Raw genomic sequence first — 22,567 nt, forward strand, 5'->3', positions numbered from 1 at the left:
CCACCACGGAGGTGACCACGCCGGTCAGCAGTGACTGGGTGGGGGTGAAGTGCCGGGTGCTGGTCAGGTAGGAGATCAGGAAGGTGACACTCAGGGAATAGCCGATTGCACAGGCGGTGGCCCAGCCGATCATGACCAGCATGTTCTTCTTGGCGATCTTGAACGTCTGCCGCAGCGGTGCCGATTCGACTTCGCCAGCCTCAAGCATGGCGGCGAAAACGGGTGAATCTTCGACCCGAAGACGCAGGTACAGGCCGATGATGGCCAGCGGGGCGGCCGCGAGGAACGGGATCCGCCAGCCCCATTCGAGCAACTGGTCGGTCGTCGTGACGGAGGTCATCAGGATACACACCAGGGAACCGAGGACGAAGCCGCCATAGGACCCGGAAACGGCAACACCAGCAAACGTGGCCCGCTTCCCTGCCGGGGCGTGTTCAACGACGTACGCGAGGGCGGAGGTGTACTCACCACCGGCAGCGATGCCCTGCACGAGGCGGCACAACAGCAGCAGCGCAGGGGCGACGATACCGACGGCGCCGTAGCCGGGCAGCACGCCCATGGCGATGGTCGCGGCGCTGATCAAACCGACCGAAGCGATCAGCGACGTCTTGCGGCCCACCTTGTCGGTCAGGCGACCGAAGATGATGGCCCCTACCGGCCGGGACAGGAAGCCCACGGCGAAAACGGCGAACGTCGAAAGCAGGGCGGCGGTGGGGTCGGTCTTGGGGAAAAACAACGCGGCAATCGTGGTTGCGAAGTAGCCGTACAACACAAAGTCGTACCACTCCACTACGTTGCCGATGGTACCGGCGAACAAAGCCTGCCGTCGTGTGCGGGCATCCATGGGGCCTCCTAAAACAGCGTGACGATCCCACCTCCCCATCGAGGGGAACCAGCAGTCACGGATGATTGGTTACGAACGCGGTCCGGATCAATAGATGATTGGACGGTCCAGGATTCTGACTTCCTGGACGAGAGCTGCGCACTGACCTGCTGCGTTCAGCGGCCGAGCGGGCAATGTCACTTCATTTCTGGACGGACCTGATTTTGACGGTCCTCGGAAGAAACCAAAGCGGCGACCTTCCGATTGTGTGGTCCGCAACACAGCTTTGTTGCGTACAACACAAGCTAGAATACTAGGTGGAATGTGTCAAGGGTTTTTGTTTTTGATGCCAACACCTTCGCACCCAGCCCGCTTAGCCCCACACCGGTCTCCTGGGTGGTGAAGCCGAGTCTGGACTCCGTCAGCCCGGGCGCAAGACGCTGGACCATCACATTTCCGACGTGCCGGAAGGCTCGACGTGCAGGCCCATCCAAGGAAAGGTGACGAGGCTCGGACCAACCGGGGCGTCCCCTGCGGCTTGGTCGGCTCCTCCACGGGGGCGGTGGCCGGGAGCGCACTGAACGTCGGCGGACGGGCGGCGCATGGAACGCAGTCGAAAGGCCAGTCGCATGGAGACCAACACGGTAGCGGCACCCGGAAGGACCCCGGCCAACAGCATTCCTGCCTGCGGGCCAAGGTATTGATCGATCGCGCCAAGGACTGGCCCTCCGATCGCAATCCCCAGGAACCACACCGTCATGTAGAGGCTCATCACGCGACCGCGAATGCCTCCGTGGGCCGCCATCAGAACTGTGGAATTACACGACGATTGCAGCAGCAACGTGAAAGTACCGACACCTAGCAGGAGAATGCAGAAGACGATTTGGTTCGGCGCGGCGGACGAAACCATGTAGAGCACCGAGAGTATCCCGCCAAACAAAGCCAGGGTGCGTAGTCGGGTGCGGGATTGGCCCGCTGAGATAAGCGCACCAAGTAAGGCCCCAACGGCCACGACAGTCGTGAGCAGTCCATATCCGCCGGGCCCGGATTCGAACACGGATCGGGCATAGACGGCGAGGGTTATGGGTAGGTTGATGGTGAACATCCCGAACAGCCCAATGAGGACCGTCGGCCAGAACACGTCGGCTCGCCCCAGCGCGTACTGGATGCCGTCGCGCAGCCCCCCACGGCGGAGGGCCAAAGGCGGCAGGCTCCGTAACTCGGCGGTACGCACGCGGGTCATGGAGATGAGCGGTACCGCGTAGCAGGCCGCTGCGGCTATCAATGTTCCTCCTGGTCCGACAGTGGTGATCAGAAGGCCGGCTATGGCAGGGCCGAGCAAGGCTGCCAACTGCGCGACCGAGAACGTCAGGCTGATAGCTCCCCTGAGAGATTCCGGTGCCACCGTTTCGGCGACGAGGGGGTGAAAGGAGGGAAATCCGAGGGCCATGACGACACCGATGCCAGCGAGAAGCAGCTGCACATGCCATAGGCGTACAGTGCCCGTGAGCGTGAGCACGGCGAGGATAACGGAGACCGCTGCCCAGCCGGAAAAATACGAAATCAGTATTCGCCTCTTGGGGTAGCGGTCGGCGAGTACTCCACCGGCGATCCCCAGGAACACTGACGGCAGATATACGAGCGCCCCTGTCATCCCTAAGCTGGCGGCACTGTCGGTCAGGTTGAGGACCAGCCAGCTTTGGGCCGTGAAGAGCATCCACCAGCCGGCGTTGGCAGAAAAGAACCCGAGCGCCATGAGGCGAAAGTTCCGCGACCTCAGTGCGGCGAACCGTCCGCGTGGCTCAGGTGCGCGGGCGGTTTGTTGGATCCCGGTTAGCGAGGCCATGTCGTCCACTTCATTCCCATAGGAGGCGCCGCCTGGGCAGGGCTGCAAAGCGGGTCTCGTCGGTGCCTTCGAGTCTTCTCTGAGGCATGCTTCGATTATAGCCATTGACATGTGATCTCACAGGTTTATAGTTAATCGCATTCAAGTGGAACGGGATCACCGATGAAGACGGCTGAATCCCTCAGACGGATTGCGGCGCCTGGGCTAACAGTCATGTTGGAACATCGCCCCCAGTTCAGAACCCAAACCAAAAGGCCAAGAACCATGAATTTCTCGAAACTTTGCACAGGCGAGGCGGTCGGCAAGTGAGCGCAGTAGCAGCCATAGAAAAGAAAACCGGCCGTAGAACGGTCCTCGTCGAGAAGACCGCCCAGGAGGCCAGTGCTGTCCTCAGCTTGACGTTGGTGGATCCCGAAGGCGGCGACCTCCCGGAATGGGCCCCCGGAGACCACATCGACCTCATACTGCCCAGTGGTTTGGTCCGGCAGTACTCCTTATGCGGGTCACTCGAAGATCCACGCAGCTACCGGGTGGCAGTACTGCGCGTCGACACCGGCAGGGGCGGGTCCTTGGAGGTGCACGAGGCGGCCCTTGAAGGTCAAACCATCGACATCGTCGGGCCTCGCAACAACTTTGCGCTGCACCCGGCGCCGGCCTATGTTTTCCTCGCTGGCGGAATCGGCATTACTCCTATCCTGCCGATGATCCACACAGCCATCGCAAACGGTACGCCATGGACGCTGTACTACGGTGCGCGGACCCTTGAGCACATGGCGTTCATTGATGAGCTGTCTCTGCTCGATCAAGCCAACGTCCACGTCGTGCCGCAGGATGTACACGGAATCATCGACCTGGCCGCCATTACTGCCGCCGGCCCCGATAGCGCCCAATACTATTGCTGCGGTCCCGAGCCAATGATCGCGGCTGCCGAAGCCGCTTGTGCCGCCTCAAACCCACCACGTGACCTGCACGTCGAAAGATTTGGGGCGCAGCCCACGTCGGCCGCCCCGGAGGATCAAGGTGACAACAAGCCCTTCGAGGTGGAGCTCGCCAAGACCGGAAAAACGCTATTGATACCGGCGGACCGCAGCGTCCTGGACGTCGTCCGTGAGAGCGTGCCCGGCGTGCTGTCTTCGTGCGGTGAGGGTTACTGCGGGACGTGTGAAACGAAGGTTCTGGCGGGTGAGCCCGACCACCGGGATGACTACCTGGAAGAGGACGAGCGTGCGGCCGGAACCTCAATGATGATCTGCGTCAGCCGGGCGCGGTCCTCGTGCCTGGTCCTCGACCTCTAGGACGCCCCGGGGAATCCGGGCTGACCGCCAGGAAGGCCTATTCCCCTGGCCAGCGAATCGCGAACCAACACAACCAAGGACGGGAGCAATGACAGAAACAGCACATGCACGGCCGGGGGTAAGCGGGCACGGGGACTTCGCGTGGCTATTACAAGGCACGGAGGACTGGAAGCCTGCGCACAGGCTTGGCCTGCAAGTGACGAACGTCTACGGCGACCCCACCAAACCGGGCATCTACGTTACCCGGATTAAGTGGCCAGCCCATGTGATGAGCCTTCCGCACAGCCATCCTGGTGACCGACATGTCACCGTCCTTTCGGGAACATGGTTCATGGGTATCGATGACACCTTTGATCCGGCCATAAGCCGCGCGGCAAAGCCCGGCAGCTATACGTTCCAGCCAGCAGGAGCCATCCACTGGGACGGCACCAAGGAAGAAGAGGCCGTCATCCAAATCACCGGCTACGGACCTACGGATGACTTCCCGTAAGAACAATCGGAGACCGCATCCCGGAATCCCCCGCGCGACACCCACCCACCTTGTCAGCGCAGACAGTATCCAACCACAAGTCAATGTCTTCCACGGCGGAAGACCTATCAGGAGGAAAGTCAGATGACTTGCACACCCACAGCAGCCGGCTTCCAGCCCCGGACCAAGCGCATCGACGAAGTGCGTCGCGCCGAGGTGACAGAAGCACTGGGCCAAACGCTCGAAACCCGCACGCCCCTGACCCCCGAGTTCTACACAGACCAGTCAATCTTTGACCTCGAAACGGAACTGATCTTCCACCGGGAATGGCACTACGTCGGTCACGTCGACCGGATCCCGAACCCGGGCGACTACTTCACCACGCGTGTAGGCCTGATTCCGGTGCTCATCGTTCGCGACAAAAACGGCGGGCTGAACGCCTTCGTTAACGTCTGCCGGCACCGCGGCCACGAAGTCGCCCAGGGTGAGGGAAACGAACGCACACTCCAGTGCCACTTCCACGCCTGGACCTGGACTTTGGACGGGGAACTGCGCGGAGCGCCCAAGTACGACCCTGAATCAGGCTTTGACAAGTCGAACTTCCCGCTCTTCCGTGGCGCCATCGATACCTACGGCCCCTTCATCTTCGTGAACTTCGGCGAAAACCCCGAGCCCTTCGCGTCCTCCCCCGCGTTGGCCCAGATCACAGAAAACTCGGAGTGGCTGAAGCACGACTTCAGCGCATTCCAGCTAACGGATCGCTGGGAGCACACGATCGAGGCCAACTGGAAACTGATCCTGGACATCAGCGTCGAGTGCTACCACTGCGCTTCGGTGCACCCGGAATTCGCCGACAACTACGAGACGGGTGAGAATTACCGGATCGATTTGTTCAGGGATTGGCAGCTTCACATCAGTCCGCCGAAGGGACAGCTCGACAATCTCAAGGACGCCAACTTCATTTACCACCTCTGGCCGCACACGCAGTTCTTTATCCAGGGTCCCATCATGAACATCGTGCGGAACATTCCGTTGACCGCGACCACCACGCTGAAGGAAATCCAGGCGTTGGCTCTGCCTGGCACGAGCGAGGAAACCATCGCAGCCCGCAGGGAGAGCATCAACCTTGCTCTGGAACAGGACTACGAAGGCGGCGAGTCCGTTCAGAGCACCATGCCGGCCGGCTTCTTCGGCGGAGCGCCCCTGCTCAAGGACAAGGAGCGCGGCCTGATCTGGGCCCAGCAATCGATGTACCGGGCTTTCTCCGGCAAGGACTGGGACGGCCCGGACAACACTCACTGATCAGATACCTGATCAGCACGCAGTAAGCACAACCTGGTAACCACCAACCACAGATCACAACCACAGTTCAGCCCCGGCTGGACACCTCAGAACAGGAACAATGGATGCGTCGCATTAAAGTTCACATGGAAAACGTCGGCTCTTTGCGTGAGGTCTACGACATCACCCCGGAACGAGTCAAGACCGCCTTGGAGCCGTACGGGGACCTCGCCGACCACCTCGACATCAGGATCGGAACAGACTCCGACTTCGATGAGATCCTGCAGGACACTGAAGTCCTCTACGGATCATTGATGGGCCGCGAACTGCCCCGGGACCTGCTGGCGAAAGCGCCAAACTTGAAGTGGGTCAACTACATCGGCGCAGGAATCGACCACCTGCTCCCCCTCAACTGGCTTCCCGAAGGGGCCGTTCTCACCAAGAGCTCCGGTGCGCACATGCCCATCGCAGCAGAGTACGGACTCATGGGGCTTTTCATGCTCAACAACTTCGTGCCTGCCTACACAAGCAACCAACGCGAACACAAGTGGGAGCGGTACTTCGCCACCCCACTTCAAGGCAAGACCCTCGGTGTTGTGGGCGTCGGCCACATCGGCGCCGCCATCGCCGGCTTGGCACGCCAGCATGGCATGAAGACCCTGGGTGTCCGTCGCACGGCAGAAGGCCACCCGAACATTGATGAAATGTTCGGCCCAGACGGCCTCGACACGGTACTGCAGCGTTCCGACTTCATCGTCGTGGGCGTCGCCTCCACAGAGCAGACCCGTGGCCTGATCGGCCAGCGCGAACTGCAGCTGCTGAAGCCCGGAGCCGGAATCGTCTCGTACGCCCGCGGAGATGTTATCGACTGGGATGCGCTGCGCGAGCAGCTCACTAACGGCCACCTCAGCGGCGCAGTGGTCAACGGCTTGCCCCAAGAGCCCCTCCCGGAATCATCCCCCCTCTGGGACACCCCCAACCTCGTCATCACACAGCACACCGGAACCCAGGACGATGATCAGTACATGATCCAGTGCCTGGACATCCTCTTCCGAAACATGCGCCGCTACATCGATGGCGACCAGCTTCTCTTCCAGTCCGATCCGGCGATCGGCTACTAATGTGCCCGGCGGCACCCATTCAACCCTACGAAGGACCAGGAGATTTCATGTGCGGTGAAACCAACCACGCTGTCAGCGGCAAATGCGAGTTTGTCACCCTTCAACCCGGAACGGAGGAGTGGACACCGGCGTACGAATACGGGATCAACATCATGAACGTCCACGGAGACCCCCACGAAGAGGGCCTCTACGTCATCCGGATCAAATGGCCCGCGAATGTGATGAGCCTCCCCCACCACCACCCTGAGGACCGGCACATCACCGTACTCACCGGGACCTGGTACGCCGGAACCGGCGAAACCTTCGACCCCGACACGGCAGTGGCCATGGGCCCGGGAAGCTACATGTTCCACCCCGCGGGCGCAGTGCACTGGGACGGATCCAAGGATGAGGAAACTGTCATTGAGATCGTTGGATACGGCCCCAGCCAGCTGATTCCCACGGTGAAGGGACCCAGGGAGTTCTCCCGCGTATAGGCAATACAGCTGGTCACGAAACACCGAAGGCTCCGGAGCAGCCGTCCTGCGGCATCCGTTGAACAACCGCACAAGCGGTCCTACGGATCCGGTGACCCCGGGCCAACTTGCCCCTGTCAGCTGGTGCTGACAGGGGCAAGCCTCGTTGAGGTCGCCTTGCTGCTCTTGATCCGCAGGAAACGCACCCAGGAACTCAACGAATTGCTGGGCGCCTGCACAGGCCTTCTACGGAAGCGCTGGCACGGGCAGGAACCCTTGAACCTAAGGAAGTATTAATGACTGCGCTGACTGAGTTCGCCACCATGTACCGGGAACGGGAGACGCTGTCCCTGCGGACCCGGCTGCTCTTCACCTTCGGTGCCGTAGCCGCATTGCATGCTGCCGCCGTCGTGCTTTTGCTGTTCGGTTCCGTTGGAACAGCGCAGCCGCTGGCGCTGGGCCTGGTGGTCACCGCCTACGTTGCGGGCATCAAGCACAGCTACGACTGGGACCACATCGCCGCGATCGACAACTCCACGCGGAAGTTCGTGGCGCAGCGAAAGGACCCGGTGAGCGTGGGGTTCGCGTTCAGCCTGGGGCACAGCTCCGTGGTGGTCCTGGCCGGTTTGCTGGTGGTGGCGGGCGCGACGATGATCGGGCAGTTCATGGAGGACGGCACCACCGGCAACAAAGTCCTGGGACTCATTGGCAGCGGTGTTTCTGGCCTGTTCCTGCTGGTCATGGGCTTGTTCAACGGCTCGGCGTTCGTGCGCGCAACACAGCTTTACCGCAACGTGCAGGCCGGCGGCGACGTCCGCCCCGAAGACCTGGAGGCCAAGGGATTCGTGGCCAGGCTCCTGGCCAAGCCGCTGTCCAAAGTGGAGCGTCCGCGCAACATCTACGTGATCGGCTTCCTGTTCGGCCTGGGCTTCGACACTGCAACCACCATCGGGCTGCTTGTCATCACCACGACGGCGTCACTCGCCGGAGTCTCGCCGCTCGCCCTGATGGCGTTGCCGTTGGCGTTCACCGCAGCGATGACCCTGTGCGATTCCGCGAACGGCGTGGCCATGATGAAGATGTACAAATCGGCCATCCACAACCCGCGACGCAAGCTTGGGTTCAACGCCGTGATCACGGGCATTTCCGCGGTGTCGGCGCTGTTCATCTCCGTCATCACGCTGGGTGGGTTCCTGAACGCTGCCTTCGACCTGGAAGACCCCGTGACCACGTGGCTGGGCGAAATCGACCTTGGCGACGCCGGCCTGATCCTGGTGGCCCTGCTGCTGCTCGTGTGGGCCGTCTCCGCGTGGCGCGGCCGGGCGCGGGGTAACGCGAACGCCTGAACGGAATTACAGCCCACTGCCTTTGACCATGCCCTGTCCGAGCAGAAGCTGCAGGATGACGATAAGGGCGACCAACACAACGAGAGGACCCGTCCATGACACAGGAGGACTACCGGGCATTCGACCTGGCAGACTACGTCAACGTCGACGATGATGTGGACGCCCCGGGAGTTGCCATTCGGCGCGGCCTGACACTGCTCCACGGACTGCCATTCAACTTCGCCGAAGCAAACGGCAACGCACGCGCCGTGAAGGTCGAGGCAGGCGCGTCCGCGGTGCTTACTCTGGCACCGGCGGACAGGGAAGCAAGGACTCTGACCTTCGCCCACAGGAGCAGGGACAACCTGACCTGGGTAGATCGCCCCGTCGGTCGCGAGACTGCCACTTACGTCTTCACGTACAAGAACGGGCACGTGCTTCGCGTCCCCCTTCGCGAAGGCTTCGAAATCGGCATGCCCTGGTTGGGCGAGGTCTATCACAGCCGAGCGGTTCTGCCGAGCCTTGCAGTGCCTGACCAGAACGACACCTTGCCGGACCGGGACAATGGCCCCTTTCGACTCGCCGGCCTGAGACAGACCGAAGTGGTCGGCGCAGGTCGTTGGGCCGATCACTGTGCAAGTGTCGGAGGAGGCTGGCGTTACTGGCTATGGACGTGGGAGAACCCTGACCCAGACAATCCCCTGACCGAGATCAGGATCGAAACCACCAACGGGGCCCTTGAGCTCGGAGGCTTGTGTCTGGGATTTGCAGACGAGCATCCTTTGCGCCCCGATCGTGAGCGCGCCGTCGTGGCGGACGTTCCTGCCGGCTACGGCGGCGAGGGCTCCGAACTCGTGATCAGTGTTGACCGTGGAACCAGCAGCTACACCACACCACTCCTGGCCCAGCCCGCGCCGGATGACCCATTCTCGGCATGGGGCGACGGAGCAGGATCGACGGTGGTGGGCGCGTATGCCCGGGTTTCCTCGGTCGCTTCCGGAACGGTCCGGCTGAGCGCAAACACCCAAACGCTGTCACAGGCGAAATGGGGAGAGCTGCAACATGAGAAGCAACCCGATACCGGACTGCGGATCACAGAACTGGGGCGTAACTGGGTAAGGACACAAATTGTTGATGACGCAAACGGGACCCCCATCCCCTGCCGCGTCCACTTCAGCACACCCGATGGAGTGCCGTATCAACCACACGGACACCACCAGCACGTCAACAGCGACCTCTCCAGCTGGAACATCGACGTGGGCGCTGATGTCCGCCTCGGGCGCACGACATACGCCTACGTGGACGGTCGCTGCGAAGTTTGGTTGCCCAGAGGCAAAGTCCGGGTCCGGGCAGCTCGCGGATTCGAGTACGAGCCGCTGGACACGACCATCACCGTCGATCACGAAACGCGCGAACTTACCTTCCGGTTGAAACGCCGCTTCGATCTGAATAAGGACCGCTGGTACAGCGGCGACACCCATGTTCACTTCGCTTCCAGCTTCGGCGCACTGAAGGAAGCCTCCGCGGAGGGAGTCTCGGTCGTACACCTGTTGCAGACCCAATGGGGCAGCCACTTCAGCAACATCGAGGATTTCCTCGGCCGGCCCGTGTCCAGCGACGATGGCTCGACGATATTGTTCACCTCCCAGGAAAACCGGCAGCACTTCCTGGGTCATCTGAGCCTGTTGGGACTCACCGAGCCGGTAATGCCATGGTCCACGGACGGACCCAACGAAGCGGTCATGGGCGGCAGCCTCGAAACTACGCTCTCTGACTGGGCAGACCGCTGCCGAGCGCAGGGCGGCACCGTGGTGCTACCGCATTTCTCTGTACCCCTCGGGGAACAAGCGGCGCTGATCGCCACCAACCGCATTGACGCCATCGAATCCGTGGCTACCGATTCGGACCCCGGGTTCGCCCACTATTACCGCTACCTGAGCGCCGGCTACCGTGTACCAATCGTTGGTGGAACCGACAAGATGTCCAATGATGTGCCCATCGGACTGTCCAGGACCTACGTGCGGATCGATGCCAACGATGACTTCGGATACGAGTCCTGGTGCAACGCGCTCAAGGCCGGTCGCAGCTACATGACCAGCGGACCGATCCTGGACTTTTACGTGAACGGCGCTGCTATAGGCGATACCCTGCGTCTGCCCGAACGCGGCGACCAAGTCACAGTGCAGGCAAGAGCCCGCAGTATCTTGCCCATGTACCAGCTTGAAATTGTGCATTCCGGACACGTCGTCGCAAGCACCGAGAAGGAGTCCGGATCGTTCGAACTGGAGCTCGAAGTCGATATAGACGTAAATTCCCCTGGCTGGATGGCCGCGAGGGTCGGTGGTGGAGGCCCCGAACATCTGACCCGGCATCGGGACGAATGGAAACGCTCCATCATGGCCCACAGCTCCCCCATTTACTTGGCCTGTGGCGACCGGGAATCAGCCGCAGACAAGGAAGCTCTGGAACACATTGGTGCCCAGGTCGAACGCGCACGATCCTACGTTCTGCATCGACACGGAACATCGACCGAACCAGACGTCCTTCATCATCATGGCGGCGACCATCGAGAGTTCCTCGTCCGTCCGTTCGACCAGGCCAGACGAGATGTTGAAAGACGACTTGGAATGCATGCCAGCTGACACTGCGGTGGGTGGGCACTGTCGCCACTGATCCCACCCAAACGCAAATGGCCCAACACACCGGTGACCCCAGGGCGTCTTCCGCGTGCGACCGGCACGCCTCATCCCAGCCATCAGCAAGCACCTTGCCCTTGGCCCATGACGGCCCTGGCGGTGTCCTCCCGGCCTTCCCAATGCATCCCCGAATTGTCCGAAGCGCCCTGACTGAAGCAGATATCCAAACAAAGGAGTAAGAAACCAGATGAGTCCCTCGCCCAAATTCCTCCTCACGCGTCCCATCCCTGACCCTGGCCTGCCCCTGCTGCAGGACGCCGGGCACGTGACGGTCTTGGAAGAGCCACCCAATTACAACCGCCTCCGGGACCTCTGCGCGTCAGGGGAATACGACGTTGTGCTCAGCCAAATGAGCGATACGTTCGACGCAGCGCTGTTGGCAGAGACCCGTATCAAGGGGGTGTCCAACTATGCCGTGGGTTTCAATAACATCGACATCGCAGAGGCTACCGCCCGGGGGATCCTGGTCGCCAACACTCCTGGCGTCCTAACGGACGCAACCGCAGATATCGCCATGCTCCTGATTCTCAGCACCGCCCGCCGCGCCGTCGAGGGTGACCAGATGGTCCGGGAAGGCCGCTTTCACGGCTGGGAGACAGATCTTCTGCTCGGCCATGACGTTACAGGCAAAACACTCGGGCTTGCAGGTTTCGGACGAATCGCGCGGGCCACAGCCAAACGGGCACTCGGCTTCGGGATGACCGTGCAGTTCTCCCCACGCCCACCGGGCGACCGGGAAGTCAGCGTCGAAGAGCTCGGCGAATTCGCCGGCAAAGTAGCCCAGGTTCCCTGGCCTGAACTGGTCGGAAGCAGCGACTACCTCTCCTTGCACCTGCCATTGACAAAGGACACCCGCCATCTGATTGATGCAGACGTCCTGGCCACCATGAAACCGGGGGCGATCCTCATCAACACCGCCCGGGGACCCATAGTCGACGAAAAAGCGCTCGTCGATGCCCTGCGAAGCGGGAAGCTTGCCGCCGCCGGTCTGGACGTTTACGAAAATGAGCCGAAGCTGGCAGCTGGACTGGCCGACCTGCCCAACACCGTCCTGCTGCCCCACATCGGCAGCGCCACCGTCTCCGTCCGCGCTGAAATGGCCCGTCTCAGCGCTCTCAATGCTGTGGCCATAGCGGGCGGACTCAAGCCCGCACACCTGGTAAACCCTGAGGTGTGGACCGGCAGGGCCTACTAAACAGTGGCGCATCACCGGGTAGCTCCGGCTGCCCGGTGACGCGCCAGACTTCACTGAGTCCGGAACCAAGGCTGGCCCGCCGTGAAGCGCATTCACGGACTGGCACAGCTGCTACGCAGCCAGCCCCCTTTCGCCAGCCAGACGATAACCCTATGTCCAGGAGATCTGGGCCAGCCTCCATAAAGGCCCAACGGAGCTATCCGGGAGAGAAGGCGATGAGCCGATGACTGGACCAAGCCGGCTGCGATGTCGCCCGCTGCATCAACGGCGCCGCCCCGGCATAGCGCTCAGCCCTGCGTCCCGTCAACTTCCAGCGCCGTAGCCGAAGAGACTCGTGACCTCGTGATGGAGACAGCCAATTGTCGTCCCGCTTCGCGGAGCCATTGGGACGTATGCGTCATAGCAGAATCGACGGAACCGGCCAGCTCGGCCAGCGACAGAGCATGCTCCCAGCGACCCGTTTCGGATGCGATGGTTCCGGCAATCAAGGCGCTGGATTTGCCATGTCGGTCCGCCAGGGCGCGCACCAGCGCCGGGGCTTTGCCCATGTCGGACTGTCCGTCGTACCTGCCCTCGCCGGTAATCACCAGGTCTGCTTCTCGAATGCGCTCATCGGCGTTAAGAGCCTCAGCGACGGCAACCGCTCCGGGGACGAGTGCGGCACCCCACGCGAGCAGGCCGTAGCCAGTTCCTCCCGCCGCCCCGGTACCGGCCGCTTCAGCGTCGACGGATGGGAGGAAGGACGCAAAGTGTGCCAGGGCGGACTCGTACCTCTCCACCTCGGCCGTCTGGATTCCCTTCTGGGGTCCGAAGACTGCTGCCGCTCCGCGGGGGCCCAGCAAGGGTGCATCGACGTCACAACAAACCGTCACGCCTCCGGGCGGCAGCGGAGCAAGGCCATCGAAATGCACGCACGCCAGTTCGCTCAGTGCTGCGCCGCCGAGGGGCAATGGGTCTCCGGAGGCGTCAAAGAGGTCAGCACCCAGCGCCCGCAGCATCCCGGTGCCGGCGTCGGTGGAACAGCTGCTCCCAATTGCCAGGGTGAGTGACTCCATTCCATGGTCCAGTGCGTCCGCAATTGCTTGCCCGAAACCCCAGGTGTGCGCCGTCCCTGGCCGCAGATCACTGAGTAACTCGATACCACTGGTGTTCGCGAGCTCCACCACCCCACGCTTGCCGGGAAGTTCGACCCAGCACGCGTGGACGTCCTGGTCTGCCGGCCCATGGACCGTGACGTCGTGGAAGATTGCACGTGGTTCGGCACCCGCCAGCGCTGCCAGCGTTCCTTCCCCTCCGTCCGCGAAGGGGATCAAATCCACGAAATCTTCCGGACGGACTTCACACCAGCCCTCACGGATCGCCAAGGCAACATCATGGGCCGTGGCAGTGCCCTTAAACGAATCCGGTGCAATGACTATTCGCACGAGCGTTCTCTTCTCTGTTCTGGACTTGGAGCGTGGAGACGTGGAGGGTGCTTCTGCGGGCCGTGCCAAACGGTAGCCGACACCGTCTCCATAATACCATTGACATGTGGTTTCATATGTTTAGAATGAATAGTGAAAATGCAGCAGGTCCTGAACATCTGATCCAGGCCCTTGTTCACCTAGCTTTGCGAAGGACGGATCTGATGAGCACTGCCTACAGCCTGCTTCTTGCCGGCGTTTTCGGTCACCGCATGGATCCCCTATTGGCTTCGCCGCGTCCGCGACGGAGGCCACTTCCCCCTGAAGGAGGCCTGGCCCAAGGACCCTGGAGCTGCAGCGCTTGGGCAGGACTGTACTTTGATGAGGGAACTTCAGGTGGCCTCGACGATTTCGACCGCATGCTGCAAGAGTGGGCCGAGCAGGAACGCGTGTAGTTCCAAGCGGGCGCTCTTATGTTGCGCTCGAACGCCACCGGCACACATTAGACAACATGCAGGCGCCACGGGGCCGGAGTTTTTCCGGCTTCGGCTTCGGCCGACTCCGCGGGAGGATAAGTCCCACCGACCATGCGACCGGAGTTCGTGGCGATGACGACCCCATTGCGGTCAATGATCGAGGAACCTTGCGGCAGCGGTGCCAACAGCGGCGCAAAGATCGTTTGCAGATGGCTTACCAGGACATCTGCACCTGCTACACCGATGAGTCGACCGTCGGGCGTTGTGACTCGTTTCGAGAAATCAATGATGTAGGCGTGACCATTGGCATCGACATAGGCATGGCTCGTATGGAGGCCGGGGTTGTCTTCCTTGGGCCACCACGCGGTCGCACGGAAATCGTAGTACTGCAGGTCCTGGTAGACGCGCTGTGGCGTTTCCGAGCCGAGGGGCTTGTAGTACCAAACAAAGCCCGTTTCTCCGAAAAACGATGGATCGGTCAGAAAGATGCCAAGCCCGTTGAGGGTATGTGAGGCCTCGCCCAGGGTCCGGCGCAGTACTGCATCCAGCGTCCCAAGAGGATCACCCCCGGCGTCCGGGTCGTCCAGTAGGTCAAAAACCGTGTCCTGAACGACCTCCAGAGCCCCACTGGCCGTGACAGTCACCTTCTCGGTCATGGAGTCGATGCTTTTAATGGCCCGATCTGTTTCCGTGGCCGAAACAGGACCAGTAAGGTCAAGGGCCATGCGCTGATCGATGAGCCGATTCATGTCATGGCGGACGTGGTCTTCAGCCAACACTCGGGCTCCATTCGCATCGCCGACGCGGATGGCTTCGGCAATGGCGACATGCTCTGTTGCGGCCAGAGGGCCGGCGCTGGTCGAGTGTGACCACAGCAGGGCCCCGACTTCTGCCTGGAGGGCGACCTCCTGACGGGTCAGTCGTACGGAGCTTGAGGCAGACGCGAGTTCGATGTGGAATCGACTGTCGGCCCTGGTGATGTCAGCAGTTTCGTCCAGGTCCCCGACGATGCCTGCCAGCGCGACCAACCTCTCCAGCGGGATTTGCTGCGACCTGGAAGCCGCCGCCGCGGCCGCGGCGCCGGCCAATGCAGCACGGAACTCACGCAGATCCCGCAGATCCTCAAGGGAATAGGAGTGGAGTCTTTCACGGTGGGCCCTCTGCGGATTCCTGCCGTTGGCCTTGACGAAGCTCCCCCCGCCCCGACCGCGGCGCGTTTCGATGAATCCCTGATGTCGAAGGTCCGACAAGGCCGTGCGAAGCGTCTGGGTGGAAACGCCCATCATGGCCGCCAGATCGTTTTCACTGGGCAGTTGTTCCCCGTCTTCGAGCAACCCCAGTTCGATCGCATGGCGAAGCCGATCGCCGATTTCTTCTCCACGCTCGGCGATTTCCAACCGACCGAATGCCAGTTGCTCCCTCCAGCTACTCATTGCCGTCCTCCCGGTCGTCGATGATCCCCCGTATTCTCCCATCTTATAGCACAAACCTTGACATGTGATCTCATAGGTTTAGAGTTTAAGTAGCGGCAGGGAAAAACACACAGGATCACCAACCTGTTCCACCCAGCCGCTCAGGAACCAGTCCGTCGCTGAGCAAGCTCAGGGAGGTGAGCACAATGAAAAACCTGAAGCTTGTTCACGAACGCCGTACGGAATGGGAACGGACGCATCCAAAGCCTGAACCCAAGCCAACCAAGTAGCCGGTTCTCTGGCGGACCGCTCTCCGGCACCGGGCTGTCAGGTGCGAGTAGCTGCCGCCAGCAGTTCCAGAATGTGCTGGTAGGGCCGGCTGGTTGCGCGGGTCAGACCTATTTCACAGGTGCGGTTCGAAGAAGCATAGGCTGCGAACTGGCCGCCACGGGCCTCTTCTGCCTGGGCAATGCCAGCCGCCTCGGGGGCGGTGGCCGATGCTGTAAGTTCCGGATGCAGCAGGCCGCGGTCTCCGGCAAAAGCGCAGCAGCCGGCATCGTCCGGGGTAAACACTTCGTCGGAGAGATGTTCTGCGATCCTGACCAGATGGCCGGCCGTTCCAGCGATGGTGCTGGAACAGGTGGGGTGCAGTGCAACGGAGGGGACCTGTCGGTGGACGGGGAGCTTTGGTAGAAGGTCCACGGCGAACTCGATCGCATCGACAACCCGGAGATCCACCTGTTCAGCTACCGATCGGAGCATGACTTCCAAGCCCTCAGCGCAAGATGATGCATCCACGATGACAGGCAGTCGACCCCCTTCGGTGGCCTCCAGCAAGGCAGGTACCACGATACTGCGCATGTGTTCCCAGCCAGCAGTCATTCCCTTTGATTTCCAAGGCGTCCCACAACACATCGACGCCAGTTTGTCCGGCGTGCGTAGGCGGATTCCAGCGCGGTCGCAGATCTCGACGAAGGCGTGGGATATTCCGGCCGATCCCGTGCCGGCTTCCGGACCGAACATAGTTCCGATGCATGCCGCGAAGAGCACAGCGTCCGCGTCAGAGTCACGTCGTACGGGACGTTTCGAGCCGCCGGCCGGAAGGGCTGAATCGTAGGCGGGAAAGCTATCGCCGATCAGTTTTCGTGCCAGGTGGGTGATTGCTTCAGAGGGACCGGGCAGGGCCTTGGCGACGGTCATTGCAGCTCCCCCGAGGCGGGCGGCCGGAGCCCATGCATGGGATGCACCCGACCAGGCCGCGGACTCGGTTTTCCCGGCGGCGTCCGTCCGCAGCCGTCGGACCAGATCGCCGGTGTTAATGGAAACGGGGCACGCGGTTGCGCACATGCCATCAACGGCGCAGGTGGACACGCCGTCATAGTCGTAGCCCTCCAGTATCCGGTGCGCCAGCTCGTGGTCGCCTCTGGATTTGGCGACTTCTGCGTCTCGGCGCAGCGTGATTCGCTGCCGTGGAGTGAGCGTGAGTTTCCGTGATGGGCACACTGGTTCGCAGTAGCCGCACTCTACGCACCGGTCAACCTCTTCTTCGACGGTGGCGGTCTCTTTGAGATCCTTCAGGTACGACCGCGGGTCATCGGACAAAACTGCTCCGGGGTTCAGGATCCCCTGCGGATCGGCGAGGTCCTTAAGCTCGCGCATGACCCCGTACAGCTCAGCGCCGTATTGCCGGCTGACGAAGGGGGCCATGATGCGCCCGGTTCCGTGCTCGGCCTTGAGCGTTCCTCCGGCTCCCAGGACCAGGTCAACGAGGTCTTCGGTGAAGTCTTCCCAGCGGCCGGTGTCCCGTCCGTCACCGAATGCTTCGTTGAGCATGAAGTGCAGGTTTCCGTCTTTGGCGTGGCCGAAGATGACCGAGTCGCGGTATCCATGATGGGAGAGAAGCAAACCCAAGTCTTTGCAGGTGCTCGCCAGCGCCGGAACAGGCACGGCAATATCCTCAAGCATCTGGCTTGTCCCCGAGGGGCGGGCGCTCGCTACCGCCGAATACAGGCCCTTGCGGACCTTCCAAAGACCGGCCCGCTCCCGCGAATCCTGGGTCATTGTGACAGGCAAGGCCAGGCCCAGTTCTGCGAACAGCCGCTCGGCGCCGCGCACTGTCCCCTCGAGTTCCTCGGGCTGGGTCGCGGCGAACTCAACGAGCAATGCCGCAGGGTCGGACAAATCCAAGGTACGGATTTGCTCGGGGCATCCAGGCAATCCGGAGGCCACTCTCAGCGAGGTGGCATCCATGAGTTCGGCAGTCAGCGCCCCTGCCTTCACGAGTTCCGGCACCGCAGTTGCCGCCGCCTGCACACCCGAAAAGATCAGAAGCCCTGTGGAAATGTGTGGTTTGACTTCCACCGTGTCAAAAACGGCTTCGGCGACAAACGCCAGGGTACCTTCCGAGCCGATCACCAGGTGCACAAAAATGTCGAGTGGATCCTCGTAATCCAGGAACGCATTCAGCCCGTATCCCATGGTGTTCTTCATGGAGAACTGTTGACGGACCCGCTCCACCGACGCCGGCGAATCATGGATCCGGCGTCGCAGGCGTCGCAGGCCCTCGTGAAGAGCCGGTTCACGTTCGGCAAATTCAGCAGAGGCGCCAGGAGCCGAACTGTCGATGATCGTCCCGGAAGGCAGCACGAACCGCGTGGACCGCAGCGTCCGGTAAGTATTGGCCTCTGTGCCGCAGTGCATCCCTGACGAGTTGTTGGCGATGACCCCGCCGATCGTGCATGCGATTTCACTGGCCGGGTCCGGGCCCAGCGCCCGTCGATGGCGACTGAGCCGCTGGTTGACTGCCCGCACGGTTGCCCCCGGTTGCACGCGTACCGAATTGCCGTGATCCAAGACCTCGATGGCACCGAAATGCCGGCGCGTGTCAGCGAGGACTCCGGCCGTCACAGCCTGGCCCGACAAGCTCGTCCCACCGGAACGGAACGTCAAGGGAGCGTTGCGGCGCCCGCACACCCCCAGCATTGCGGCAATGTCCTCAGCGGAACCGGGCGAGGCAACGATACTGGGAATAAGCAAATATGGCGAGGCGTCGTGGGCGCCTGCATACAGGTCCAGGGTCCGCGTCGTCACCGCATCATCACCCAGAACAGCAGCCAGCTCAAGCTCCAGACGGCGGCTACCTGACAACGTTGCCGGCTCATTGACCGTCGGGACTCCAACGGAGTCGCCTGTTGATGTATGGGACATCAGGATCCTTTCCCATCCTGCACCGCCTTTGGCGCTGCACCATTTCAAATATTCGTCCCTGCGGCGACGAAGCACCTAACCATGGCCCGCCTGGGACGATCATCGTCATCTCATCGGGCGGCCGCCGGCAATGATCCCTCCATCACGGATAGCCGGAGCCGGGACTGGTCGGCCCCCACCGTATGGCACGGTCCCGGGCCCCTACTGGACGGGCACTGGAGCAGCACAGCACGATTCGCTGTGGACAGAATGACACACATTCTTGACATGTGCCACCTAGTATTCTAGCTTGTGTTGTACTTTACGCCGCGCTGTTTTGCCATGCCCACAGGACAAGATGTCCGTTCGGTGGGGACTCGATCGATCCAGCGCGAAGTCCGACAATAGGAGCAGGGGCCGATCAATTCAGTGTCTGCGCCAACGGACCCTTGAATTTGGCGCTGCGCGGCTGGTGCAGGGCGACGATACCCGGCTGATGTTGAAATTTATGCTTTCCAGGAGGCCCTAATGGATGCCCGCACACGACGGCAGGCTTTGTTCGCCGGTACCATCGGCAACGTAGTGGAGTGGTACGACTTTGTGTTGTACGGCTACTTCGCAACCACGATTGCCGCGTTGTTTTTCCCCAAGACCGACCCCACCGCCGCGTTGCTTTCGACGTTCGCCGTTTTCGCTGTGGGCTTCCTGTCCCGGCCGGTAGGTGCCATCATCTTCGGTCGCCTGACCGACAGGATCGGCCGGCGACAGTCCCTGATCGCTTCGGTCGGTTTGATCAGCGCAGCGACCATCGCCATGGGTGTGCTGCCCGGATACGGTGCCGTGGGTATCGTCGCCCCGGCGCTGCTGCTGTTGTGCCGGCTCGTGCAGGGCATTGCTGCCGGTGGTGAGTACACCTCCGCCTTGACCTACGTCGTCGAGCACGCCCCGGCGAACAAACGCGCAAGCTTCGCCGGTGTTGCCGTAGCGGGGTCTTATGGCGGGTTCGTCCTCGGGTCCCTGGTGTGCATCCTGATGACCTCGCTCACGACATCCGAGCAGTTGCTTTCTTGGGGCTGGCGGATCCCGTTCCTCGCGGCCGCACCGCTGGCCATCATCGGCCTGTACCTGCGTCTTCGGGTCGAAGATTCACCCGTTTTCGCCGCCATGCTCGAGGCTGGCGAAGTCGAATCGGCACCGCTGCGGCAGACGTTCAAGATCGCCAAGAAGAACATGCTGATCATGATCGGCTGGGCCACCGCCTGCTCCATCGGATACTTCCTGAGTGTCACCTTCCTGATCTCCTACCTGACCAGCACCCGGCACTTCACCCCCACCCAGTCACTGCTGACCGGCGTGGTCACCTCCGTGGTGGCCTTGGTCGTGAACCTGCTCGCCGGACCGCTCATTGACCGTGTCGGAATGAGGCGTGTTGGCGTCACGTCCATGACCATCATGTTCCTTTGGGCTATCCCCGCCTTCCTGCTGTTCCAGAATGTCGACTTTGTCGCCGCCTGCCTGATCGCGGCGGTCTTCGCCGTGTGCCTGGGCGCCAACGCCGTCATGACCGGCTTGGCCTGCGTCCAACTGTTCCCGGCACGGGTCCGCGGCACCGCCGGCGCTCTGTCCTACAACATCGCCTACGGCATCTTCGGCGGCACCGCACCCTTCATCGCCACCTGGATCAGCTCGACATCGGGCGGAAATCTGCTCGTCACGGGCATCTACTTCGCCGTCATCTGTCTCGGCGGCATAGCCGCCGCCGTAGGAATCGGCAGCCGCTCGCTCGACTTTTTCACGCAAGAATCGTACGGCCAAGCCGAACGTCCCGAAACAGCCAGTGCATAGTTTCGTGCGGGACACGTTCGTGCTTCCATCAGCTGGGCGCCGGGCCTGATCTCGTGCCTGGCGTTCGCCTTTGAAAGTCCTCTTTGAGTGCCCTGCCCTCCAAGAGTGATAGCCCAACGACCAGTTCCTTAGAGGAAGATTTGATGGCACCTCATAACCAGCACTTCACCACTGAAGAGTTCCAACGTCGCCAGTCCGCCGCGACGGCGGCATTGGAAGAATCAGATCTTGACGGCATCCTGCTGTTCAAGATCGAAGACATGTACTGGCTTTGCGGCCTCGACACGGACGGCTTTTGCATTTTTCACGCCATGTTCCTGAACCGGGACGGACGGCTGACGCACATCAGCCGGGTAGTCGATCTGGCAAACGTGCGCTACTCCTCCATTTGCGAGGACATCCGGGTCTGGCGGGACGGTGAGGACAATCCCGTCAGCCAGGTAATCAAAGACACCCTGGCAAGCCACGGCATGGCCGGGAAACGTGTCGGCATACAACTGGACACCATGGGTCTAACGCCGAAGCTGCACCAGGAAGTAGAAGCTGCACTGGGTGGCTGGTGTCAGTTGGTGAATGCCTCAGGCCTGGTGCAGCGGCTTCGTCTGGTGAAAAGCCCCACGGAGCTTGTGTACATCCGTCGGGCGGGAGAAATCGTGGACTCCTGCAGGGACCTCGCGATCGAGGGCGTGCGTCCCGGAGTTTTCGAAGGCGACCTCATGGGCAGACTGTGGGCCAACGTCTTCTCCGAAGACGGCGACCCGCCTGCCCACAGAAGCCCCATCGGGGCCGGAGCATCCGCGCTCAACGGACGGTATACGACCGGCCGGAAGAAGATCGTTCCCAACGACCAGGTGACGTTCGAGCTCGGCGCCGGGTACCGTCACTATCACGCCGTCGATATGTTCGTGGTGCTGACAGGACCCGACGTTGATCCACGCCACGTGCGCATGCATGAGGCGTGCCGGGATGCCCTGGAAGCCGTGCAGGAGAAGCTTCGCCCTGGAAACACTTTGGGAGAGGTCTACGAAGTACACCGCGCCGTCTTCGCCAAGCACGGATTTGAAGACAGCGCCTTGGCCGCGTGTGGTTACACCATGGGCGCCGTCTGGCCACCAACCTGGATGGAGCAGCCGATGATCTATGCCCACAACCCGGTGGTGATTGAACCAAACATGACCTTCTTTACGCACATGATGCTGGTCGACCAACAGGCAGGGCTGACCATGTCTCTGGGAGAGCAGGTCATCATTACCGACGGGAAGCCTGAGCGCATTACGACAGTGCCCCGCGAGCCAATAATCGTCAACTAACCGCCGCTTGCCCGGATCCTCCGGGACTTGATGCTGCCTCGGGAGGCACGCGGATGCGTTGTCTCCCGGGGCCGGCGTCCTCCTCAAACCAGGTTCGGAGGGAGCATGGGCTTAGCGTCCGCAGATTGATGGACTGCGTGGGCGTCCCGGCGGGATTGAACATGGACGCAAACGTCTGCGATACCGTGCTCCCCTTGAGTAACGTCGGTGATCCTCTTAAGCGGATGCACGAGCCGGCGGCGGCGGGGCCGAAAAGCTCTCTGCCTTCCCGATGGTTACAGCGAGGTAGTCATGGACGGCGCGTTGGGTGTGTTCGAGGAGCTGCTTCATGGCGGTGGAGGCCGCATCGGCGTCGTGTGAACGAGCGAACTCAACGAAGCGTTCGGCGAAGAGGAGCGCTTCGCGCTGGGGTTCCCAACTGGGTATCCG

Annotated in this window: 17 protein-coding genes; 11 read left to right on the forward strand and 6 right to left on the reverse strand. The window is 61.8% G+C overall.

Translation table 11 applies throughout. The features are described from left to right. Together ACFVSJ_RS23925 and ACFVSJ_RS23930 are read right to left on the reverse strand one after the other, a co-directional pair. Positions 1 to 844 (reverse strand): MFS transporter (locus ACFVSJ_RS23925; protein ID WP_387439612.1); only part of this gene is annotated, 844 nt, incomplete at its 3' end. Positions 845 to 1,271: 427 nt separating this feature from the next. After that, the gene (locus ACFVSJ_RS23930) at positions 1,272 to 2,780 is read right to left on the reverse strand and encodes an MFS transporter (RefSeq protein WP_387439613.1); all 1,509 of its coding nucleotides are present in this window, start codon (positions 2,778 to 2,780) and stop codon (positions 1,272 to 1,274) included. A 194-nt stretch (positions 2,781 to 2,974) separates the two neighbouring features. Between ACFVSJ_RS23930 and ACFVSJ_RS23935 the strand changes: the two genes are divergently transcribed. The 8 genes from ACFVSJ_RS23935 (at position 2,975) to ACFVSJ_RS23970 (ending at position 12,506) form a co-directional block, all read left to right on the forward strand. Continuing rightward, positions 2,975 to 3,964: a PDR/VanB family oxidoreductase gene (locus tag ACFVSJ_RS23935; RefSeq protein ID WP_387439614.1), complete on the forward strand. Its 990-nt coding sequence runs from the start codon at positions 2,975 to 2,977 to the stop codon at positions 3,962 to 3,964. Between the two features lie 88 nt (positions 3,965 to 4,052). Further along, positions 4,053 to 4,454 (forward strand): cupin domain-containing protein, encoded by a 402-nt coding sequence (locus ACFVSJ_RS23940; RefSeq protein ID WP_387439615.1) that lies wholly within the window; start codon positions 4,053 to 4,055, stop codon positions 4,452 to 4,454. 123 nt (positions 4,455 to 4,577) lie between these two features. Continuing rightward, positions 4,578 to 5,735 (forward strand): aromatic ring-hydroxylating dioxygenase subunit alpha, encoded by a 1,158-nt coding sequence (locus ACFVSJ_RS23945; protein WP_387439616.1) that lies wholly within the window; start codon positions 4,578 to 4,580, stop codon positions 5,733 to 5,735. 104 nt (positions 5,736 to 5,839) lie between these two features. Then, the gene (locus tag ACFVSJ_RS23950; RefSeq protein ID WP_387439617.1) at positions 5,840 to 6,835 is read left to right on the forward strand and encodes a D-2-hydroxyacid dehydrogenase; all 996 of its coding nucleotides are present in this window, start codon (positions 5,840 to 5,842) and stop codon (positions 6,833 to 6,835) included. 47 nt (positions 6,836 to 6,882) lie between these two features. Beyond that, entirely contained in the window at positions 6,883 to 7,311 is a 429-nt protein-coding gene (locus tag ACFVSJ_RS23955) for a cupin domain-containing protein (RefSeq protein WP_387439618.1), read from the forward strand. Between the two features lie 275 nt (positions 7,312 to 7,586). Beyond that, the gene (locus ACFVSJ_RS23960; protein WP_387439619.1) at positions 7,587 to 8,636 is read left to right on the forward strand and encodes a HoxN/HupN/NixA family nickel/cobalt transporter; all 1,050 of its coding nucleotides are present in this window, start codon (positions 7,587 to 7,589) and stop codon (positions 8,634 to 8,636) included. A gap of 95 nt (positions 8,637 to 8,731) precedes the next feature. After that, entirely contained in the window at positions 8,732 to 11,257 is a 2,526-nt protein-coding gene (locus ACFVSJ_RS23965) for a CehA/McbA family metallohydrolase (RefSeq protein WP_387439620.1), read from the forward strand. A gap of 241 nt (positions 11,258 to 11,498) precedes the next feature. Next, positions 11,499 to 12,506, forward strand: a complete 1,008-nt coding sequence (locus tag ACFVSJ_RS23970; protein ID WP_387439621.1) for a 2-hydroxyacid dehydrogenase — start codon at positions 11,499 to 11,501, stop codon at positions 12,504 to 12,506. A gap of 287 nt (positions 12,507 to 12,793) precedes the next feature. Here the strand turns inward: ACFVSJ_RS23970 and ACFVSJ_RS23975 are convergent, their stop codons facing one another. After that, positions 12,794 to 13,930, reverse strand: coding sequence for a glycerate kinase (locus ACFVSJ_RS23975; RefSeq protein WP_387439622.1), 1,137 nt, complete (start codon positions 13,928 to 13,930; stop codon positions 12,794 to 12,796). Between the two features lie 203 nt (positions 13,931 to 14,133). On the opposite strand from ACFVSJ_RS23975, the gene ACFVSJ_RS23980 reads away from it, so the two are divergent. Continuing rightward, a complete protein-coding gene (locus ACFVSJ_RS23980; protein ID WP_387439623.1) occupies positions 14,134 to 14,364 on the forward strand; it encodes a hypothetical protein in 231 nt (76 codons plus the stop codon). A gap of 47 nt (positions 14,365 to 14,411) precedes the next feature. On the opposite strand, the gene ACFVSJ_RS23985 is transcribed toward ACFVSJ_RS23980, so the two are convergent. Both ACFVSJ_RS23985 and ACFVSJ_RS23990 read right to left on the reverse strand, forming a co-directional pair. Beyond that, positions 14,412 to 15,782 carry a GntR family transcriptional regulator gene (locus ACFVSJ_RS23985; RefSeq protein ID WP_387439624.1) on the reverse strand — a complete coding sequence of 457 codons (1,371 nt, stop codon included), beginning with the start codon at positions 15,780 to 15,782 and terminating at the stop codon, positions 14,412 to 14,414. Positions 15,783 to 16,124: 342 nt separating this feature from the next. After that, the gene (locus ACFVSJ_RS23990; RefSeq protein WP_387439625.1) at positions 16,125 to 19,004 is read right to left on the reverse strand and encodes an FAD-binding and (Fe-S)-binding domain-containing protein; all 2,880 of its coding nucleotides are present in this window, start codon (positions 19,002 to 19,004) and stop codon (positions 16,125 to 16,127) included. A gap of 507 nt (positions 19,005 to 19,511) precedes the next feature. Here ACFVSJ_RS23990 and ACFVSJ_RS23995 point away from each other — a divergent pair. Both ACFVSJ_RS23995 and ACFVSJ_RS24000 read left to right on the forward strand, forming a co-directional pair. Then, entirely contained in the window at positions 19,512 to 20,828 is a 1,317-nt protein-coding gene (locus ACFVSJ_RS23995) for an MFS transporter (RefSeq protein ID WP_387439626.1), read from the forward strand. A gap of 143 nt (positions 20,829 to 20,971) precedes the next feature. Continuing rightward, complete coding sequence (locus ACFVSJ_RS24000) at positions 20,972 to 22,138, forward strand: M24 family metallopeptidase (protein WP_387439627.1); 1,167 nt, start codon at positions 20,972 to 20,974, stop codon at positions 22,136 to 22,138. Positions 22,139 to 22,354: 216 nt separating this feature from the next. Here ACFVSJ_RS24000 and ACFVSJ_RS24005 read toward each other — a convergent pair. Beyond that, the coding region (locus ACFVSJ_RS24005) for a hypothetical protein (protein WP_387439628.1) at positions 22,355 to 22,567 on the reverse strand (213 nt) is incomplete at its 5' end.

Source organism: Paenarthrobacter sp. NPDC058040 (assembly GCF_042885775.1).
GTDB lineage: Bacteria > Actinomycetota > Actinomycetes > Actinomycetales > Micrococcaceae > Arthrobacter.